At 61.8% G+C, this 15,248-nt stretch carries 14 protein-coding genes; 11 read left to right on the top strand and 3 right to left on the bottom strand.

Features of this window, described 5'->3' with window-relative positions; genetic code table 11:
* The first annotated feature begins 126 nt into the window (after positions 1 to 126).
* From lipB to V1471_RS07950, 6 genes are all read left to right on the top strand, one after another.
* Complete coding sequence (gene lipB / locus V1471_RS07925; protein ID WP_434287832.1) at positions 127 to 849, top strand: lipoyl(octanoyl) transferase LipB; 723 nt, start codon at positions 127 to 129, stop codon at positions 847 to 849.
* A gap of 136 nt (positions 850 to 985) precedes the next feature.
* Positions 986 to 1,498: a c-type cytochrome gene (locus V1471_RS07930; protein ID WP_434287834.1), complete on the top strand. Its 513-nt coding sequence runs from the start codon at positions 986 to 988 to the stop codon at positions 1,496 to 1,498.
* Positions 1,499 to 1,686: 188 nt separating this feature from the next.
* Complete coding sequence (locus tag V1471_RS07935) at positions 1,687 to 3,090, top strand: hypothetical protein (protein WP_434287835.1); 1,404 nt, start codon at positions 1,687 to 1,689, stop codon at positions 3,088 to 3,090.
* Between the two features lie 230 nt (positions 3,091 to 3,320).
* Entirely contained in the window at positions 3,321 to 5,012 is a 1,692-nt protein-coding gene (ctaD, locus tag V1471_RS07940; protein WP_434287837.1) for a cytochrome c oxidase subunit I, read from the top strand.
* 176 nt (positions 5,013 to 5,188) lie between these two features.
* Positions 5,189 to 5,638 (top strand): hypothetical protein, encoded by a 450-nt coding sequence (locus tag V1471_RS07945; protein WP_434287838.1) that lies wholly within the window; start codon positions 5,189 to 5,191, stop codon positions 5,636 to 5,638.
* A 68-nt stretch (positions 5,639 to 5,706) separates the two neighbouring features.
* Positions 5,707 to 6,231, top strand: coding sequence for a DUF2244 domain-containing protein (locus V1471_RS07950; protein WP_434287840.1), 525 nt, complete (start codon positions 5,707 to 5,709; stop codon positions 6,229 to 6,231).
* 84 nt (positions 6,232 to 6,315) lie between these two features.
* Here the strand turns inward: V1471_RS07950 and V1471_RS07955 are convergent, their stop codons facing one another.
* A complete protein-coding gene (locus tag V1471_RS07955) occupies positions 6,316 to 6,774 on the bottom strand; it encodes a GatB/YqeY domain-containing protein (RefSeq protein ID WP_434287842.1) in 459 nt (152 codons plus the stop codon).
* A gap of 197 nt (positions 6,775 to 6,971) precedes the next feature.
* Between V1471_RS07955 and carA the strand changes: the two genes are divergently transcribed.
* Both carA and V1471_RS07965 read left to right on the top strand, forming a co-directional pair.
* The gene (gene carA, locus V1471_RS07960) at positions 6,972 to 8,141 is read left to right on the top strand and encodes a glutamine-hydrolyzing carbamoyl-phosphate synthase small subunit (protein ID WP_434287844.1); all 1,170 of its coding nucleotides are present in this window, start codon (positions 6,972 to 6,974) and stop codon (positions 8,139 to 8,141) included.
* Positions 8,142 to 8,490: 349 nt separating this feature from the next.
* Positions 8,491 to 10,800, top strand: a complete 2,310-nt coding sequence (locus V1471_RS07965; RefSeq protein ID WP_434290896.1) for a glycosyltransferase family 2 protein — start codon at positions 8,491 to 8,493, stop codon at positions 10,798 to 10,800.
* Between the two features lie 31 nt (positions 10,801 to 10,831).
* On the opposite strand, the gene V1471_RS07970 is transcribed toward V1471_RS07965, so the two are convergent.
* On the bottom strand, positions 10,832 to 11,476 hold the full coding sequence (locus V1471_RS07970) for a GntR family transcriptional regulator (RefSeq protein ID WP_434287846.1): 645 nt from the start codon (positions 11,474 to 11,476) through the stop codon (positions 10,832 to 10,834).
* A 119-nt stretch (positions 11,477 to 11,595) separates the two neighbouring features.
* On the opposite strand from V1471_RS07970, the gene V1471_RS07975 reads away from it, so the two are divergent.
* The 3 genes from V1471_RS07975 to V1471_RS07985 all read left to right on the top strand — a co-directional run bounded on the left by V1471_RS07975 (position 11,596) and on the right by V1471_RS07985 (position 13,967).
* On the top strand, positions 11,596 to 12,249 hold the full coding sequence (locus tag V1471_RS07975; RefSeq protein WP_434287848.1) for a pyrimidine 5'-nucleotidase: 654 nt from the start codon (positions 11,596 to 11,598) through the stop codon (positions 12,247 to 12,249).
* A gap of 174 nt (positions 12,250 to 12,423) precedes the next feature.
* Positions 12,424 to 12,654, top strand: a complete 231-nt coding sequence (locus V1471_RS07980) for a hypothetical protein (protein WP_434287849.1) — start codon at positions 12,424 to 12,426, stop codon at positions 12,652 to 12,654.
* A 98-nt stretch (positions 12,655 to 12,752) separates the two neighbouring features.
* Positions 12,753 to 13,967, top strand: coding sequence for an FAD-dependent monooxygenase (locus V1471_RS07985; protein ID WP_434287851.1), 1,215 nt, complete (start codon positions 12,753 to 12,755; stop codon positions 13,965 to 13,967).
* Between the two features lie 86 nt (positions 13,968 to 14,053).
* On the opposite strand, the gene V1471_RS07990 is transcribed toward V1471_RS07985, so the two are convergent.
* The gene (locus tag V1471_RS07990) at positions 14,054 to 15,184 is read right to left on the bottom strand and encodes an aminotransferase class V-fold PLP-dependent enzyme (protein ID WP_434287853.1); all 1,131 of its coding nucleotides are present in this window, start codon (positions 15,182 to 15,184) and stop codon (positions 14,054 to 14,056) included.
* Positions 15,185 to 15,248 lie beyond the last annotated feature (64 nt).

The raw sequence follows: 15,248 nt of genomic DNA on the forward strand, positions 1-15,248 counted from the left end.
CGGATTCCCCCCATTTACATAAAAAAAACTAGTGAAAGCCTATCACGCTAACGTGAGATTCGTAGGATTTTTTTCCAGAAGCGGTATAAAAGACGTGCTTTGCACTTGTTTTCAACGCGTCCTCCGGTGCCATCGCCCTTTCCCCCGCCCCCGTCAAAGGCTACATCTCGCCGGGGATCGAACGCGCGGAGGCATGGTATGGTGGAATGGCGGATTTCCGAGGGGCTGACCGATTACGACTTTGCCGTGGCCGAAATGGAGGCCCGCGCCGAGGCCATCGCGAAGGGGGAGGCAGAGGAGCTGATCTGGCTTGTGGAGCACCCCCCGCTCTACACCGCAGGCACCTCCGCCAAGCGCGAGGATCTCGTCGATCCGGATCGCTTCCCTGTCTATGAGAGCAAGCGCGGCGGGCAGTATACCTATCACGGGCCGGGGCAGCGCGTGGCCTATGCCATGCTCGACCTGAACAAACGCGGCAAGGATGTGCGCAAATTCGTCGCCGACATGGAAGCCTGGGTGATCGCGGCTCTGGCCGAGTTCAACGTCACGGGCGAGATCCGCGAGGGACGTGTTGGCGTCTGGGTGGTGCGGGATGACAAACCCCTGACCATCACCGGCACGAAGCCCGAAGACAAAATCGCCGCCATTGGTTTGCGGGTGCGCAAATGGGTGTCGTTTCACGGGCTGTCGATCAATGTCGAGCCGGATCTGAGCCATTTCGGCGGCATCGTGCCCTGCGGCATCCGCGACCATGGCGTGACGTCGCTGGTCGACCTCGGCCTGCCGGTGACGATGGAGGATGTCGACATTGCACTCAGGCGTGCCTTTGACGAGGTGTTCGGGGACTGAACCTCCAGTTAGATCAATTCTAAATCGCAAGACGCATTTGAGCAGGATCAAAGTGCGACAAGCATGGACTGGTATCACGGTCCGAACTCACTATGGTGGGAACGGGACACATGAATCACTCGGGAGAGAGAACCTAATGACCAAGCTTTTTGCCTTCACAGCCGCCGCCCTGTTGGCAAGCTCCGCTGCCGCGTTTGCTGATGACCACGGGCATGGCCATGGCGACCCGGACAAAGGCGCCAAGGACTTCAACAAATGCAAGGCCTGTCACATGATCGTTTCCGACACCGGTGAAACCATCGTCAAAGGCGGCAAGACCGGTCCGAACCTCTTCGGCGTGGTCGGTCGTCCGGTGGCCTCCTACCCCGATTTCAAATATGGCGACGGCATCCTTGCCGTCGGCGCAACCGGCATGGTCTGGTCTCAGGAGCTGATCACTGAATACGCCGTCGATCCGACCGTGTTCATCGACACCCATGGCGGCTCCGGCAAATCCAAGATGACGTTCAAACTGAAAGACGCTTCTGACGTGGCTGCCTATCTCGCCACCTTCTCCGCCGCTCCGGAAGCGGCAGCAGAAGTGGAAGAAACAGACGCGCCTGAAGCGGCGGAAGAGGCCCCGACCGAAGAGGCACCTGCGTCCGAATAAGCCGGGCTTTTCTCGCACATGCCACACGCCGCTCCGCTCCGGGGCGGCGTTTTTCGTGCGGTTTCCAACCGATACAGGGACAAAATACTTCAAAGCGATATTCTGGAATCGCTCTTCGTGTTAGCCTGAAGGTCTGACGCCCCGTCGGGCGGCGGATTTGTAAGTGTAACAAGTAACATGGTATCGATATGACGTTTTCCCTGCCCCGCGCCCTTGCGCGTGTCTTTGGGGGTGTCGCCTGTACAGCCCTCATCGCAATCTCCCTCCCGCCCAACACCGCTCTTGCCCAGAGCCTCGAACGAAAACCCCTCTCCGCCTCCGACCTCGAAACGGGGAAGGTGCAGAGCCGCGTGGCACTCCTGCCCTTCGGCGACGGTTTCACCACTCAGGCACAGGCCCGCAGACTGCTCACCGAAGAGAACATGGTGTATGTCGCGCATTTCGCCTGTCGCGGGCAAAGCTGTGCCGGACCGGACATGCCGGGGGCCGGAACGGCGGAAGGCGTCGTGAGCTTTGGCCTTGTCGGCCTCCATCCCCGTCTCGGTCTGATGACAGTGATGATCGCCGATCTGCCCTGCGAGGCCGCAAGCGCTGCGACCAAGGCTGTCACTCAGGAGGGCCTGCGCAAACGCGGCTGTTTCGCCGGGCACCTCGCCTATGCGCGCATCCTGATGCAGCTTGGGGCGGTGCGCAGCAACGACGGCTGGAGCACATGGCTGCGCCAACAGGTGCAAATCCCTCGCACCGGCCTGCCGACAGAGGACGCAAAAGGGCTGTGGCAGGACGTGCTGACACTCGAGAACCGCAACGAAGGCACCGGCTGGGCCAAGATGTCCGATGGGGCCTGGTCGCGCATGGTCACCCGGATCGAGGACCCGGCGGGCACCGAACTGGCATTGGAGGAGGAACTGACCTTCACCATCCCCTCGACCGGCGGGCCGCGCCCGATGCCGACCTTCCCGACCCTGCCAACCGGAGACGGAACGATCCGTCCAAAGGTTGGTGAGCAACAGGATCCGACCGGAGCGCTGTTCTCCGCTCCGGTGGATACGGAAACCCAGAGCTACTGCGCCTCACAGGCCCAGCATCAGGCAAAGTTGAACACCGTCCCGCTCAAAATTCTCGGCCTTTGGGCCAAAATGGTCGACCAGATCGCGTCCCTCGGCTTCACCGGCGGCTCGATCACCTTGGGCGCCGAGGAGAAGACCAAGGGCTACTCCGCCAGTGGCACGGCAAATTTCGAGCGCCCTGAGATGAAGGAAATTGCCGCCGAGAGCAATGAGATCGTCGAGGAGGGCCTCGCCTCCTACTACTATCTCAAATGCATCGAGGAGCAGATCGCAGGCCAGAAGGCCAGCCCGGAAGATGCCGTTATCCCGTCGATCTTCATGCTGGCACAGGAGAGCAGCACCGCAGAGCTGGTCGAGGTGTCCGCCTGGCCGGAGCTTGGCGATAGCGGCTCCTGTTCGAGCTGGCAGACCGAAGAGACCGTGGTGGTCGACGGCCAGACCTGCACCCAGACGGTGAGCCATGCCTGCGACGCCAATTGCAATTGCGAACACACCGAAGTGCTGGTCTGCGGCGGCGAATGAAGCGTGCGCGAAGGCGGTCGCAGCGGTCGCCTTCGCCCCCGGGAAAGACGGGTTTGCCGCGGCCATGGGATTTTTCCGCTCCGGCCATGCGCAAAAAATTTGCTCTCAGGTTTTTTCCTCTCTAAGACTGTTATGTGTCAATCTGTCGCACAGACCCCGAAAACGGGGCAGGCAGGACGGCGCGGACGCACGTCCAGGGGGCAACCCCAAGGAGGAATAGGGAGGTAAGCATGGCAGACGCCGCCATTCATGGCCACGGCCATGAGGACAACCGCGGGTTCTTCACCCGCTGGTTCTTGTCGACAAATCATAAGGATATCGGGATTCTCTACCTGATCACGGCGGCCGTGGTCGGGTTCATTTCGGTCTGTTTCACCGTCTACATGCGGCTCGAGCTGATGGAGCCGGGGGTGCAGTTCATGTGCCTCAACGAATCCGGTGAGGCCGCCGCACGGCTGTTGTCCGGTTTCGGGGCAGAAGATTGTACCCCGAACGGCCATCTGTGGAACGTGATGATCACCTATCACGGCGTCCTGATGATGTTCTTCGTGGTCATCCCCGCACTTTTTGGCGGTTTCGGCAATTATTTCATGCCGCTCCAGATCGGCGCGCCGGACATGGCCTTCCCGCGTCTCAACAACCTGTCCTTCTGGCTCTACGTCTGCGGCGTGGCGTTGGGCATCGCGTCCCTGTTCGCACCGGGCGGCAACAGCCAATCCGGCTCCGGCATCGGTTGGGTGCTTTACCCGCCGCTCTCGACCTCGGAAGCGGGCTATTCCACCGATCTGGCGATCTTCGCGGTGCACGTTTCGGGCGCAAGCTCGATCCTCGGTGCGATCAATATGATCACCACCATGCTGAACATGCGCGCGCCGGGCATGACCATGTTCAAAGTGCCGCTTTTCGCGTGGTCGATTTTCGTCACCTCCTGGCTGATCCTCTTGTCCCTGCCGGTTCTGGCGGGCGCGATCACCATGTTGCTGACAGACCGCAACTTCGGCACCTCCTTCTTTCAGCCCGCAGGCGGCGGGGACCCGATCCTCTACCAGCACATCCTCTGGTTCTTCGGTCACCCGGAGGTCTATATCGTGGTGCTGCCCGGTTTCGGCCTGATCTCCCACATCATCGCGACCTTCTCGAAAAAACCGGTCTTCGGCTATCTGCCGATGGTCTGGGCGCTGATCGCGATCGGGGTTCTGGGCTTCGTCGTCTGGGCGCACCACATGTATACGGTCGGCCTGTCGCTCTCGCAGCAGACCTATTTCATGATGGCCACCATGGTCATCGCCGTACCGACGGGCGTGAAAATCTTTAGCTGGATCGCGACCATGTGGGGCGGGTCCATCGAGTTCAAGACACCGATGCTCTTTGCCTTCGGCTTCCTGATCCTCTTCACCATCGGTGGCGTGACGGGCGTCGTGCTGTCTCAGGCGGGCGTCGACCGGGCTTACCATGACACCTATTACGTCGTGGCGCATTTCCACTACACCATGTCGATGGGCGCGGCCTTCTGTATCTTTGCCGGGATCTATTTCTACATCGGCAAGATGTCCGGGCGGCAATACCCGGAGCTTGCGGGCAAAATTCACTTCTGGATGTTCTTCATCGGCGTGAACCTGACCTTCTTCCCGCAGCATTTCCTCGGCCGCCAAGGCATGCCGCGCCGCTATATCGACTACCCGGAGGCCTTTGCCTATTGGAACAAAATCTCGTCCTACGGCGCGCTTTTGTCCTTTGCCTCCTTCCTGTTGTTCATCGGTATCGTCGCCTACACGCTTTTGGCCGGGCGCCGCGTGACCGAGAACAATTACTGGAACGAATATGCCGACACGCTGGAATGGACCCTGCCCTGCCCGCCGCCGGAGCATACGTTCGAACAACTCCCCAAGCGCGAAGACTGGGATCACCAGCATTCGCACTGAGCCGGAGACCGCATCACACGAAAGGCCCCCACGCGGGGCCTTTTTCATGTCGCCTCTCTGGTCACCTCTCTGTCTGCGTTAACCAATTAAGACATAAGACACGCTCCGCCCTGTCCCAGCCATGGTTTGCGCCCATTCCCGCAGTAGCTTGGACACAGGGATGATCAGGAGCCCCCATGTTAGCCTATTTCTTCAAACCCAGAGACACCGGCGAAATGCCCCGCGCAACGGAGATTTCCGACCGCTGGCACATGCCGCAGTTCTCGAAGATTTACGACAGTCGCGTGCGTGAAACTCGTGTGGCGATGCTGATCGCCTGCCCCGAACCGCTGTTCGAGGACCACAAGCCCGACCCCGCCCGCATCGACGCATTGGCCGAAGAGATCGACCGCATCGTGCGCTCGAAATGGGCCAGCCGGGAGGCCGAGCGGGTCACGCGATTTTTCGGCACGGATGACACCACAAGCTTTGTCGCCGTGCTCGAACATACCGCCATCGGCGCCTATGCCGCGCCCGAGCAGCGGGTGAAGGCCTATTACGAGTTCGACGGGTCGCTCATCGGCAACCTCGTGCCGCGCGGGCGGGATTTCTACGATACCTCCACCGATCAATGCCTGACGCTGTAAGAACGATGCCGGGAGGACTATGCGAAGTGCGGATTTGCACTTAGGCTGTCGAGCAAAACGACACGCACATGCCCTATCGCTGGACCCCACCCCATGACACCCTTCCGACCGTCTCCCATGAGACCGGCGCGCCTTTGTGGCGGTTGGAGCTTTGGCCCTATCGCAGCCTCAAGGGCAAAGGCTTTTCCACCACGATCTGGATCATGTTCGGCGGCGGTCTCATTCCCATCGTGCCGTTCATCGGAACCACCGCGTTCTGGGTCCTGCTGGGCTTCATGCTCATCGCCCTCGCGGCGCTTTGGACCGCGCTCCGGCGCTCGGATCGCGACCGGCTTCGCGAAGAACTCCTGATCTGGCCCGACCGCCTCTTCCTCACCCACTGGCCGGAAAAAGGCCCCGCTCTGACATGGGAGGCCAATCCCTACTGGGTCCGCGTCTCGCTGCATCCCGAAGAGGGCAAGGTCGAGAATTACATCACGCTCAAAGGCGCAGGCGACCCTCGCGAGGTCGAACTCGGACGTTTTCTCAGCCCCGATGAACGCAAAACCCTGTACGGAGAGCTCATGCGCGTGCTGGCTCATCTCAATCGCTGAGGGGTTTCCGATGGTCCAAATACTCAAAAGCCGCCCGGCTCAGGCACCGGACGGCTTTCGATCTTTTCCAACCGGAGGGTCGGCTCAGCTCAGCTGTGCCTTGATCAGCGCACCGACGGCGCCGAAATCCATCTGGCCGGTGTATTTCGCCTTGAGCGCGCCCATGACCTTGCCCATGTCGCGAATGCTTTCGGCACCGGTTTCGGCGACCACAGCCTCGATCGCTGCCTTGATTTCGCCTTCGGAGAGCTGACGCGGCAGGAATTCCTCGATCACGGTGATCTCGGTCCGCTCTTTCTCCGCCAGCTCCAGACGCCCGCCCTCTTCAAAGGCCTTGGCGCTTTCCTGACGCTGTTTCACCATTTTGCCGAGGATGGCGAGAATGTCGCTGTCGGTGACGGCGACCTCTTCCCCCTCGCCGCGATTGGCAATTTCACGGTCCTTGATGGCGGCGTTGATCAGGCGCAGCGTCGCGAGGCGTTCGCTGTCCTTTTCCTTCATCGCCGTTTTCAGTGCGGCGCTTAGCCGGCTTCGCATATCCATATGGGCCTCATCCCTAATGACGCAAGTCGCCAACATAGCGAAAGCGCATCGTATTCTCAACCACCTATGAGAGCGATAACATCCTGAAAACGCTGCGTCGCAGAATTGACCGGAAAAACACGCCCGCACGCGCTTGACGCCGGGAGCCCCTTTCCTTAGGTTCCGGCCAATTTTGCCCATATTAGGAGAGTCGAGTCATGGCATCTGGTCAAACCACCGGAAAACCAACCGCTTGTCTGGCCCTGGCCGACGGAACCATCTTCTATGGGAAGGGCTTCGGCGCGACAGGCACCACCACCGCCGAGCTGTGTTTCAACACCGCAATGACTGGCTATCAGGAAATCATGACCGACCCCTCCTATGCCGGGCAGGTCGTGACCTTCACCTTCCCGCATATCGGCAACGTCGGTGTGAACAGCGAAGACGAGGAAACCGCCGATCCGGTGGCCGCTGGCATGATCGTGAAATGGGACCCGACCGAGCCGTCGAACTGGCGCGCGCAGGACGAGCTGGGTCCCTGGCTCGAAAAGCACGGGCGCATCGGCATGGGCGGCATCGACACCCGTCGCCTGACCCGCGCAATCCGTCAACAAGGCGCGCCGCATGTCGCCATCGCCCACGACCCCGAGGGCAAGTTCGACATCGAAGCGCTGGTGAAACAGGCGCGCGACTTCCCCGGTCTGGTCGGCCTCGATCTCGCCAAGGACGTGACCTGCGCGCAGTCCTACAAATGGGACGAGATGCGCTGGTCCTGGCCCGATGGTTTCCCGAAACGCGAAGGCAAGGGCTTCAAGGTCGTGGCCGTCGATTTCGGTGCGAAACGCAACATCCTGCGTTGCCTCGCCTCGGCGGGTTGCGACGTGACCGTGCTTCCGGCCGCCGCCACGGCAGAGGAGGTTCTGGCGCACAATCCCGATGGCGTGTTCCTCTCCAACGGCCCGGGCGACCCGGCGGCGACCGGGGAATATGCCGTGCCGATGATCAAAGGCGTGCTTGAGAAAGACCTCCCGGTCTTCGGCATTTGCCTCGGCCACCAGATGCTCGCGCTGGCGCTCGGGGCCAAGACCATCAAGATGAACCACGGCCACCACGGGGCCAACCACCCGGTGAAGGATCTCGACACCGGCAAGGTGGAAATCACCTCAATGAACCACGGCTTCACCGTCGACACCCAGACCCTGCCCGCAGGCGTCAAGGAAACCCATGTCTCGCTGTTCGATGGGTCGAACTGTGGCATTGCGGTCGAGGGCAAGCCGATTTTCTCCGTGCAATATCACCCGGAAGCCTCCCCGGGCCCGATGGACAGCTACTACCTGTTCGAACGCTTTGCTGCCGCCATGGCCGAGCGCGCGGGCACACCCGCCTGAGCGCGGCACAGAGCATGACACGACACGGAAGGCGGGGTTCTCCCGCCTTTTTTGTTGCGCGACACGTGATTTCATCACTTTTACAGTCTTGGTTAACCCCTTGTTAACCCTCTCTGACGCAAGTTTTTCACCAAGTTTTTCGTAGCGGGCTGAGGATCATCCGGCCCGAGATGTGCCAGAGATTGATTTGACGGGGGGTTGGCATCCGATGTCCTTTGAGAGGCATCCTCTTGTTCCGACACTGCTCCTGCACCCGGCCCAGCGCTGCGATGCTGAGACTGTCGTGCCCGATCCAGCCCCCTCCGCCTCACGTCCAGAGCGCAAACCGATTGGGCAGATCCTCGTCGACATGGGGGCGCTCGCCCCTCAGGACCTGTTGCGCGCCACCGTGCTGCGCCAGCGCGAAGATGCCCGGATCGGTGACATTCTTCTGGCCCATGGCATGGTGGACGAGGGCACACTCTATGCAGCGCTTGCTCAGCAATATCGCGCCGAAGTCGCCAATCTGATCCGCACCCCGCCGGACGTCCGGCTGATCGACCGTCTGGGGGCCGACACCTGTCTGCGCAAGGGGGTTTTGCCCTGGCGTCAGGCCGGAGCCACGGTGCTCATCGCCTCCTGCCGCCCCGAACAATTCGACGCGATGCGCCCGCAACTAACTGCGCTCTTCGGACCGGTGCGCATGGCTGTAACCTCGGAAACGACCTTGCATGAGGCCCTCCTGCGTTCGCGGCAACGCCGTCTGGCCGATGCCGCCGAAACCCGTGTCGCCGCCCATGAGAGCTGTCGTGAAATGGATGTGCGCAAGCTCACCGGCGTGCTCTCATCGCTCGGTGTCTTCGGCCTGTTGCTCTTTCTTCTGTCGCCGCACATCGCATCGATCCTTTTGACCGGCTGGGCGGTACTGACACTCCTGATCGCAACGAGCCTGCGTCTGGCCGCCGCCTTTGCACAGGCTCGAACGGCACGGTCGCGCAAATCCACCTTCACCACGCGCCGCGCCCGTACAGCGCTCCCCATTGTCTCGGTCATGGTGCCGCTGTTCAAGGAGCGTGAAATCGCCACAAGGCTGATCAAACGCGTCTCCCGCCTCAATTATCCGCGCGAGCTGCTCGACATCTGTCTGGTGGTGGAAGAGGACGACACCGTCACCCAAGAGGCGATCGCCCACACAGAGCTTCCGCGCTGGATGCGACAGATCATCGTGCCCCGTGGCGGGGTCAAGACCAAGCCCCGGGCCCTGAATTTCGCCCTCGACTTCTGCCGCGGATCCATCATCGGCATCTATGACGCCGAGGACGCGCCCGCACCCGATCAAATCCACAAGGTCGCCGCCCATTTTGCCCAAGCCGGGCCGGAAGTGGCCTGTGTGCAAGGGATTCTCGATTTCTACAACGCCCGCACCAACTGGCTCTCGCGTTGTTTTACCGTCGAATACGCAAGCTGGTTCCGGGTGATCCTGCCCGGTTACGAAAAGCTCGGGTTGACCGTACCGCTCGGCGGCACCACGTTGTTTTTCCGCCGCGACGCGATCGAGGAACTGGGCGGCTGGGATGCGCATAACGTCACCGAAGACGCCGATCTCGGCATCCGTCTGGCGCGGCACGGCTACCGCACGGAACTTTTGCACACGGTCACCGAGGAAGAGGCGAATTGTCGGCTCTGGCCATGGGTCAAGCAACGCTCGCGCTGGCTCAAAGGCTATGCCATGACCTACGCGGTCCACATGCGAAAGCCCCGCCAACTCTGGCGCGATCTCGGCCCTTGGCGGTTCTTCGGCGTTCAGGCGCTGTTTCTCGGCACGTTGAGCCAATTCGTTCTGGCACCCTTCCTCTGGTCCTTCTGGATGTTCCCTCTCGGCCTGCCGCATCCGATGCGCTCGGTCCTACCGCATGATCTTTTGGTGGTTCTGGGCGGAATTTTCCTTTTGTCTGAGGCCATTACCATCGCAACCGGCATGGTCGCCACCTCCACCCCGAAACACAAATGGCTCTGGCCATGGGTGCCGACGCTGCATCTCTATTACCCGCTCGCGACACTTGCCGCACTCAAGGGCCTCTGGGAAATGATCACTAAGCCCTATTACTGGGACAAGACCGCGCATGGCGTGCATGATCTGGGCTTTCACGAAGATCCTGCCGAAGAGCAACTCCCCCTCGTCCCGGCACACAGCCCGCCCCGGCCCAGCCCACTCCTGCTGACAAGCACCACCCGTATCGCCGCCAACGCATCGCACATCCCAAGTAAACCTCTGATCCTCTATCCCTCCCCCAATTCAACAGCTTGCGTCGAAGCCGCCGAAGCGCCGCGTGGCTTTGACGAGGCTCGCACCAAGTTCACAAGTGCCGCAGAGATCGACGTTCAGGCCTTCGGGGCCCTGCCCGCTCCGGGGCGGCGGCTCACCTTCGGGCTCAACATAACGCGGAAACCGGAAAGCCCGGCGCTCAGACGCGCACTCAACGCGGCCACCATCGCCTTCGAACCGGAACGCCTGCGCCCCGCACCGAAACCCGATCTTGCCGAAGCGCCGCATGACACGGGGATCACGCATCCCGCCGCCGACAACGCGCCGGGTGCGCCCGATTGGGCCCATTTGGTCGCTTTTGTCGAGATGCCCGCCTTCATTGCCCCGCAGGAAAGCGCCCGCGACAGCGCCTGAAACACGCGGCCTGCCAAAACCTGTGAACGCGTCAGCGTTCCTTGTCCGCGTCGATTTTCAGACGGGTAATGAAGGCCTTGGAGATGTGATCCGACAGCGCCTTGTGCGCCGCGTCTCCGTCACCCGCCTCGATCGCGGACACGATCAGATCGTGCTCCTTGATCGCTTCTTCGCCCCGCCCCTCGGCCGCCAGAGAGGTGCTCGCCAGAAGCGCCATGGAGCGATGCACCAAATCGAGCTGCTGCACGAGATATTTGTTATGCGATGCCAGATGGATCTGTTTGTGAAACCGACGGTTGGCGCGCGACATGTCGTCCGGGTGACCGATCAGCGCGCGGTCCTCTTCGACCATGTCACGCAAAACGCGCACCTCCTCGGGCGTCGCGTGACGAGCGGCCAACCGTGCAGCCAGACCTTCGAGTTCCGTGCGCACCACATAGAGATCGGCCATCTGGTTGTGATCGAGCGAGGCCACAATCAGCGAGCGCCCGTCCCGGCTCAGCATCGACTGGGTCTCAAGCCGCTGCAAGGCCTCGCGCACCGGCGTCCGCGACACACCGAACCGCTCCGCCAGCTCGCTTTCCACAAGCCGGTCGCCGGGACGGTAAATCCCGGTGTCGATCGCCTCGAGGATCATCTCATAAGCGTCTTTCTGGCTGGCGCGCGGGTCTTTCATCGGACGTCACTTTTCTCAATCGGGATCAGGCCATGACCATAGCCAGCCCCGCCCCCCGCGATCAAGCGCTAACATCCCATCTGCTTGCATGTGCCGCAGGCAATGCCTAACAAGGGCGCATGGTAGCCGATCACTTTTCTCATGTAAAAACTTGGGTCTTCGACCTCGACAACACGCTCTACCCGCCAGAGGCGGCACTTTTCGCGCAGATCGAGGTCAAAATGACCGATTGGGTCTCCCGCGAACTGAACGTCACTGCGGATGAGGCGAACCGGCTGCGGCACGATTATTGGCGCGAGTTCGGCACGACGCTCTCAGGCATGATGGCGAAACACGGCACCGATCCGCTGCCCTATCTCACCTATGTGCATGACATCGACTTCTCCGGGCTCACCCGCGATGCCGAGCTGAAATCCGCAATCACCGCTCTGCCCGGGCGCAAGATCGTCTTCACCAACGGCTCCGCTCCCTATGCAGAGCGCGTGCTGGAAGCGCGTGGGTTGACCGGGATTTTCAACGCGGTCTACGGCATTGAACACGCGGATTTTCATCCGAAACCCCAGGCCGCAGCCTTCGATGCCGTGCTCGGGCGCGACGGTGTCGATCCCCAAGCCGCCGCCATGTTCGAGGACGACCCGCGCAATCTCGAAGTGCCGCATGCGCTCGGGATGAAGACCGTGCATGTCGCCCCTGCACCGCTCACTCCGCCCGCTCCACATATCCATCATCACACCAACGATCTCTCGGCATTCCTGCGCGCTGTGGCGGACTGATCTCACGACGGTTTCAGGTTAACGCAAACTGCGACAAATCGCCGCCGTGACCGAAGCTCACACAGCCCTGTATCTGTCTCCGGTACACAAATGCGCACAAACCCGCGCAGCGCCCACGCACTGACTTCTACTGATTTCTCACGACCGAAACGACCTCACAGCCGGAGCACGCACATGACCGACGCCGCCATCGACACGACCATTTCCATCGACACCCACGATCACCACGAGGACGGTATCGCCTCCACCCGTGGCGTCGTTCTGTTCCTGCTCTTTGTCGTGGCCGTGATCGCCGCCGTGATCTACGGCATGTTCGCGATCGGCCCCTGGGTGCTGGGCGTGACCGCCGTCGCCACCGTGCCGCTGATCTACATCGTCCTGCTGATCCTGACCGTCGGGAAATAAACCGGCACTGTCTCAGGCCCCTGAGACAGCCTGCCCCTTGGACATTCTCCTCCTTTGCGCCTATCTCTTGAGCACGCTCACGGCGCAAAGGAGTTCACATGTCCAACCTAAGCCCCTCTCAGCAGACCGTTGACATCCTCGTCTCAGGCGGCGGCATCGCCGGTCTGATCGCGGCTGCCGCCTTTGGCGCCTCGGGCTTTCGCACCCTGATGGTCGACCCGACCCCGCCGGTCGTGACCGGCGACGAGGCCAGCTCGGATCTGCGCTCCACCGCATTCCTGCGCCCCGCGCGCGATCTTTTCGAGAAAATCGGCATCTGGGACGCCCTCGCGCCACACGCGACACCGCTCGAAGCGCTGCGCATCGTCGATACGGTCGGTCGCCCGGCCACACTCCGTACCGAGCGGCAATTCGAGGGCCGGGAGACGGGCGACGAGCCCTTCGGCTGGAACTTCCTCAACTGGGTGATCCGCCGCGAACTGGCCGGTGCCGTGCCGGGCATTCCCAATGTCGAACTGCGCTATGGTGTCGGTTTCAAGAACCTGCTGACCCGCTCCTCCGAGGCCATGGTCACCCTCTCCGACGGCACGATGGTGCGCGCCAAACTCGTGGTGGCTGCCGACGGGCGTGAAAGCCCGGTGCGCGAGGCCGCCGGAATTGGCGTCAAAACAACGCGTTACGGACAGAAATCTCTCGCCTTCACCGCCACCCACGACCTGCCGCACAACAATGTCTCCACCGAGATCTACCGCGAAGGTGGCCCCTTCACCATGGTGCCGCTGCCGGATATCGACGGCAAACCGGCCTCCGCCATCGTGTGGATGAACAAGGGGGCCTATGCGACCGAGCTTCTCAATCTGCCGCCCGACGCGTTCAACGCGGTGATGACCGAACGCGCTGCTGGCCTCTTTGGCGAAATGAAACTGGCCTCCGGTCGGGCTATCTTCCCGATCATCACCCGCGTCGCCGAGCGCCTCGCCTCCGAGCGCGTCGCGATCATCGCCGAAGCCGCCCACGCCCTGCCGCCCATCGGCGCCCAGGGGCTGAACACCTCGCTCAACGATCTGGCCGAACTGCTGACGCTTGCCGAGGCGCATCGCTCAGACCCCGGCACAGAAGCCATGCTCGACACCTACGCGCGCAACCGTTTGAACGACATTTCCAAACGCGCCCGTGTGGTCGATCTGTTCAACCGGGTCACGCGATCAGAGAGCGACATCCTGCAAATGGTGCGTCTCTGGGGCCTGAAGGCCGTGCATGACGTCAAGCCCGTGCGGATGAAGGTCATGCAGGCCGGGCTGGGACCGATCTGAATCGGCCATTTCCTTTGCTGCCACAAATACTCAAAACGGAGCGCGGATGATCGCCCGCGCGCCGTGAGTATTTTCTACGACGAAGATCAGCCGAGAACGTCGTCCAGAACAGCCTCCAGCCGAGCCACCGTGGCGTCCACGTCATAGAGCTTGTCGAGACCGAACAGACCGAGCCGGAAGGTCGAGAACCCCTCCCCCTCATCGCATTGCAGCGGCACGCCCGCAGCAATTTGCACCCCATGGGCGGCAAAGGCTGCGCCGGTTCTGATCATGGGGTCGTCTGTGTAGCACACCACGACGCCGGGCGCCTCGACACCTTCGGCGGCAACCGATTTGAACCCGCGCTCGGCCAGAAGATGCCGCACCCGACGGCCCAGCTCCCATTGTGCCTCCGAGAGTTTGTCGAACCCGTAGGTCTTGGTTTCCAGCATGGCATCGCGGAAAGCGCGGAGCGCGTCCGTCGGCATGGTGGCGTGATAGGCGTGACCGCCGCCGGTATAGGCCTCCATGATCGTCAGCCATTTGCCGAGATCAATCGCGAAGGACGAGCTTTGCCGGGATTTCACCACCTCGGTCGCACGGTCGTTCAGCATGACAAGCCCGGCGGAGGGCTGCGCCGACCAGCCCTTTTGCGGCGCGGAGATCAGGATATCGACGCCCGTCTCTTTCATATCGACCCAAGCGCAGCCCGAGGCGATACAATCGAGCACCATCAGCCCGCCATGTTCATGCACGGCCTCGGAGAGCGTGCGGATATAGGCGTCAGGCAGGATCATGCCGGAGGCGGTTTCGACATGGGGCGCGAAGACGGCAGCCGGTTTCAACTCGCGGATTTTCGCAATGGCCTCTTCCAGGGGCGCGGGCAGAAAGCCGGAGGTCGGTTCATTGCCGACGCGGCGCGCTTTGAGCACGGTTTGCGAGGCGGGAATGTGCCCTGCGTCGAAGATTTGCGACCAGCGGAAGGAAAAGAAGCCGTTGCGGATCACCATGACGTCCTCGCCGCCCGCGATCTGGCGGGCGACCGCCTCCATCGCGTAGGTGCCGCCGCCGGGGACGACCACGGCGGTGTCGGCATTGTAGACCTCGCAGAGCGTGGCGTGGATGTCCGTCATCACCTTTTGAAAGGCCTTCGACATGTGGTTGAGCGAGCGATCTGTGAAGACCACGGAAAATTCGAGCAACCCGTCGGGGTCGATGTCGGTGCGCAATGCGGGCATGAGAACCTCCTTTTCTCAGTAAATCAATTTGGGCGAAGCGGTGCGACGACGCCACAGAGACGCG

Origin of the sequence: Celeribacter sp. SCSIO 80788 (assembly GCF_051054295.1) — a bacterium.
Lineage (GTDB): Bacteria > Pseudomonadota > Alphaproteobacteria > Rhodobacterales > Rhodobacteraceae > Celeribacter.